This window comes from Candidatus Obscuribacterales bacterium (assembly GCA_036703605.1).
In the GTDB taxonomy this organism is placed as follows: domain Bacteria; phylum Cyanobacteriota; class Cyanobacteriia; order RECH01; family RECH01; genus RECH01.
On the sequence record DATNRH010000649.1, the window covers coordinates 1 to 5,160 of the forward strand.

A 5,160-nucleotide genomic window follows, 5' to 3' on the forward strand; every position below is an offset into this window, starting at 1 on the left:
GCCACCCACCACATCCACTGGGCAAACCAGCTAGTCAAACAACTCCAACAGCACAGCAGCTACTTGGGGGAAGAGTTCCGGGACTTTCGCTTCATCCCCAACACGGCCAAAATCTTCAAACACCACCAACTGGGCATCCACCCCCATGATCCCGACTGGCACCTCAGCTTAGTGGGTCTCTGCATGAAGAGAGACAACCAGGCCATCATCCACTTGGCCAAGCTACAGGAAAATGATTTACACAGCAACATGATACACGATGATGCCAGCATAGCAAAGCGCAAAGGCCGCCCACCCCTGCCCCCTGACACCTACCATGGCTTGGAGCAGTTGCTCAAGCGCCTCCACTCGTTCTGCACCTACTTATGGCTGCCCCCTCTCATGCACAAAGTCCACCAGCTGATCCAATACCTGCAGGCAAACTACCGCACGGCATGGGACCACTCCAATCAATGGGCCCAAGTACACAATGGCCCCATCCTCTACTGGCTCATGACACATTTCAACCACTACTTCGACCAATGCCTGACGCCTGAAGACTTTCACCAAGGCAGCAATCAAGACCCCCCCTTCCCCACAGTAAGCCCCTCGGCCAAGAGCCTCGAAGCTGTGGTCCTCCATGACCCAGCCCCTTTCGAGATCCAGGACATGCCGGCCGAACTCAGGCCCCGAACCTTGCGCTCTTCCCTTGGCTCAGCCACACCAAGCGCCACCAGAGGCGGCCACCCAACACCCCACAGAGGCGGCCCCCCTGCTGGAGGCAGAGGCGGCCCTGCCCCTAACCCCAGGCCAGGCGAAGTCAATCACAACTGGCACCCACAGCTCCAACAGTACTTCCAGAGCCTGGACACCAACTCCCAACGCCGAAATCTGCGCAAAGTCTGTGAGGCCGCCGGCACAACTCCAGCCACCGAAATGGAGAAACTGGGGCTCACCGCCAACCACTGTGCTGTCTTCACACTCTTGGGCAACTGTTCCCGCCGCTACTGCCAATTGCTACACCATGGCCCTGAACAGTTCCAGCCTACCCAGGTCCAACAGCTCCTCAATACACTCCGAAGAGGACACCAAGCTTACAACCAGGGCCACCCCCAGCCCCCACAACCCAGACAGCAACCCAACAGACGATTTCCTCAGGGCAACCGCAACCCAGGACCCGGCGCTGGCCCTCCAAACACTGCTGCTGCTGCAGCTGGCCCACAGGCACCTGCCCCTCCTGCCCCTCCAGGCAACCCCAGAGGCCAGCAAGATTGACTACCGGCCCAGGCCCCACCACCCCTGCACCCATCTCCAGCCAAGACTGGGGCCAAGAAACGCCGCCCAACAACACCTTCACACCACCCCCAAGACACACCCCCACACCCTCATCCATCACAGTCACAGGCTGAGGGCCCCAAGCCACAGCACCCACAACACTGCCCTAAACGACAGGACAGGAAGGCCACTCCAACAAAGCCACAGGGCCTGAGCACCACACCAGCCCCACCCTGGGCCCCCAACCTGGACCCAGCTGCTGTGCCTGATATCAACCAACTCTCAGAAGCTCAAAGTAAGTCACCCATTCACCCCAACTGTGGACAAATGTACCCTGGAGAATTTGCTTTGCTACACCCAGCAGGACCCCTACTGAAGGAATACGGCGACCTAGGCCTACCAGTGGAGGTTGATGGCACCTGGACTATGGAACAGCTGGATCTAGCTGTGGCCTATGGCGCCCACCCCTCAGCCCGAACTGCCGAAGCCGCGGAATGCTGCCGCGCAGAGGCCATGGAAAAGGTACACCAGGGATTCTGCAAAATCGTCCCCTGGCAAGAGCTAAGGCGTGAATATCTAAATGGAGCCACCAACACCAAGATCAGCCCCATTGCGGCCATCCCACACAAAAGCAGGAAATTCCGAATGCTCCTGGACCTGTCAGAAAAAGCCCGACGCACAGCCGAGATGCGCCAAGCCATGGGGCCAACCGTAAATGAGGCCACACACCAGGAAGCAGCCCCTCTCGAATCAATGGCCCAGCTAGGCGCAGTGGTGCCACGCATCATCCATGCCCTAGCCACCTTCCCCACCAGCCAAGGCCCCATAGTCATGGCCAAACTCGACATCAAGGATGGTTTCTGGCGCCTGGGTGTGGATCCCTCCAGGTATGCCGACTTCTGCTACCTGCTGCCTAAGCTTGACCCGCAGGAAGACACCATGGTGGTTGTCCCAACTGCCCCCCAGATGGGCTGGACCAGCTCCCCTGCCTTCTTTGGAGCCGCCACCGAAACAGGCAGAGATCTTGCTGAATGGTTCCGACTCATGCCCTCACTCCCCCAGCACCCCATGGAACACGCCATGATTGATCCAGTGGAGCCAAACCTGCTCTCTCCCCTCCAACACCCCTCACAATGGGACCCGAAAGACCTCCCCCTCATGCGCCAAAACCTCCACTACTTACTGGAAATCTTTGTGGATGATGCCATTGGACTGGTCCAAAGCACCTGCGAAGCCAGCCTCCGACATTACAGCCGCGCCCTCCTCCATGCCATCCACCAGATCTTCCCCAAAGCCCCACCAGGCTCAGAACAAGAGGACCCAATCTCCTACAAGAAGCTGGTCCTAGACCAGGAGGGAGTGTGGGCAGTCCGGAAAGAGATCCTGGGCTGGCTCATGGATGGCATCAACCGAACCATCCAACTCCCCACCAAGAAGGTGGACAAGATTCAAGAGACCATCAGGTCCATCTGCCGACACCAACACTGCTCCCTCAAAGAGCTCCAGTCCATCACTGGCAAGCTCCAACATGCTGCCCTGGCCGTCCCGGCCGGCAGAGGCTTGCTCCAGCCCCTCCACTCCCTTGCAGCCCATTGCATCAAAGCAGACAAGCAACATGTCCAGCTGCCCACAGGCAGCATGGCCCACACAGCCCTGAAGGAGTTCAGTACCCTCTTCACCCTGGCAGGCAAAAGGCCCACCCACTGCACACAACTAATCCCTGGACCCCCCGCTTACATTGGCAACTGTGACGCCTGCAAACATGGCGTCGGCGGGGTTTGGCTCTCTCACAAACGGATTATCCATCCCATTGTATGGCGGTTCAAATGGCCAGTCGATATCGTGGATCGAGTGGCCAACCACACTCTGACCATCAACGATCTGGAGATGGCAGGTATGGTCCTCCAGTTCCTAGTCATCAACCAATTGACCACAGTGGAGGACACACACCTAGGCATCTGGTGTGACAACACCTCAGCAGTCTCCTGGTCCTCAAAGCTCAGCAGCAAAAAGTCCATGGCCGGCCAACACCTAGCCCGAGCCCTCAGCCTCCTCATGGCGTCCAACAAAGCCTCCCCTTTGGCGGCCATGTCCATTGCCGGCAAGAACAATGAGATGGCTGACCTGGCAAGCAGATCCTTCCATGCAAATGGCACCCCAGGAAACTATAACCTGACTGACTATGAGTTCCTCACCAAATTCAACTCACAATTCCCCCTTCCACAGGGCAACTCCTGGAAGATGTTCCGCCTCAGCACAAAGCTGACTTCCTTAGTCTGTCAAGCTCTGCGACAACAGCATGTCTTGATGGGTGGGTGGCTCCGACTGCCCACACAAAACAACGCTATTGGCGAGTTTGGCTCCAATACTGCCACCGATTTGGAGTGGACCCCTATCTCGAAAGGCGCCTTCACCAGGGACAGCCCATCCCCTGCTCCAGGGCCCAGCAAGTTGCCTTCCTCTGCAATTTTGCCGCTTACATACGCGCAGGCCACGGAGGCCGACAACGTCAGGTACGCCATGGCTCAGTCAAAGAAGCACTGGCTGCCGTCGGCACGCAATTCATGTTGGATTCGCGACATAACCCCATATACCAGGATGGGTCTGGCTCGCAAGAGTATGTCCTGAGGCTCAAATTGCAGCTGCGCAACTATGAGAAAGAGGACCCAGTCAGAGACCACAAACTGGCGGTCCCTGTCTCCATCACCTCTGCCCTCCTGAAGCGAGCTTACAATACCGACAAAGGAATGGCCCCCAGAGGCCAAGCAGTCGCAGACCTGGTCACCATTGCCTTCTTCTACCTCCTTAGAGTTGGTGAATACACCTACACGCGCAGCCACACCCAACACAACATGCGTCAGACCAAGCCATTCCGAGTCCAAGACATCACATTCCGGAAACAGGGCCACATCATCCCAAACAATGCCCCACTGACACAGCTCTACCAAGCCGACGAAGCCACCATGCGCATCACTGACCAAAAGAATGGAGTCAAAGGCCAATGCATCCACAACGAATGCAACAGGCGCCACAACAGCCCAGTCCGGGCGCTAGCCCGGCGAGTCCACCACATCCTCTCAAACGGCGGCGACTCCAGCTCACCAATTGCCACCTACTTCTGGAAGAATGGCTCAGTCGCCTACGTCAACAACACAGACATCAACAGAGCGGTCAAAGAGGGCACTGAAATGGTTGGACTCTTCAAGCCTGAATATGGCTTCCGGCGAGAACAAGTCAGCAGCCACTCCCTTCGAGCAGGGGGAGCCATGGCCCTGCACCTCAATGGAGTTAACCACACCATCATCCAAAAGCAAGGCAGATGGCAATCCCAAACATTCCTGCGGTACATCCATGAACAGATCAGTGGCTTCGCCAGTGGCCTCACTACCCTCATGTCCAAGCAGGCCCACAAACTCTTCCGAAATGTTACAGGCCACATCCCCTGTCCCACTTTACTACCACCCCCCACAGCCCCACTAACATAACCAGGCCTTCCACAACAAATGGCCATGCACCCCAGCCACACTACTATTACACCCAACACACTACATGTTTCCAACACCAAAACAAACAACAGAAAAATACTACAAACAACACATTCCACATTACATGTTACATGTCCAACCAACAACAACATCATCATCATCCCAGTGAGCCTCCAGCTCCACTGCTCCCCATGGCTGTGACAGAGCACACCAGGTCTTCTATGGCACAGATCACCTGGTCCCTCTCTCACACATCCATGAATGGGGGTCTACTACAATGGGTTTCAGCTGAGTTGAGTTCCAGAGGACAAGTCACGCATCCGGGTGACGTTGGCACACCATCCGGGTGACCCCTCTGGCCCACAACTCAGGGTTAGGCCTAGACACAGCATTTAGAAAGCATAACTATTCTAAACACTGA

General features: G+C 56.7%; 3 protein-coding genes. 2 read left to right on the forward strand and 1 reads right to left on the reverse strand.

Features of this window, described 5'->3' with window-relative positions:
- Window positions 1-1,254: hypothetical protein (locus V6D20_13555; protein HEY9816806.1), on the forward strand; the 1,254-nt coding region annotated here is incomplete at its 5' end.
- A 348-nt stretch (window positions 1,255-1,602) separates the two neighbouring features.
- Window positions 1,603-3,882, forward strand: a complete 2,280-nt coding sequence (locus V6D20_13560) for a hypothetical protein (protein ID HEY9816807.1) — start codon at window positions 1,603-1,605, stop codon at window positions 3,880-3,882.
- Window positions 3,883-4,385: 503 nt separating this feature from the next.
- Here V6D20_13560 and V6D20_13565 read toward each other — a convergent pair.
- The gene (locus V6D20_13565) at window positions 4,386-4,691 is read right to left on the reverse strand and encodes a hypothetical protein (GenBank protein HEY9816808.1); all 306 of its coding nucleotides are present in this window, start codon (window positions 4,689-4,691) and stop codon (window positions 4,386-4,388) included.
- Window positions 4,692-5,160: the final 469 nt, after the last annotated feature.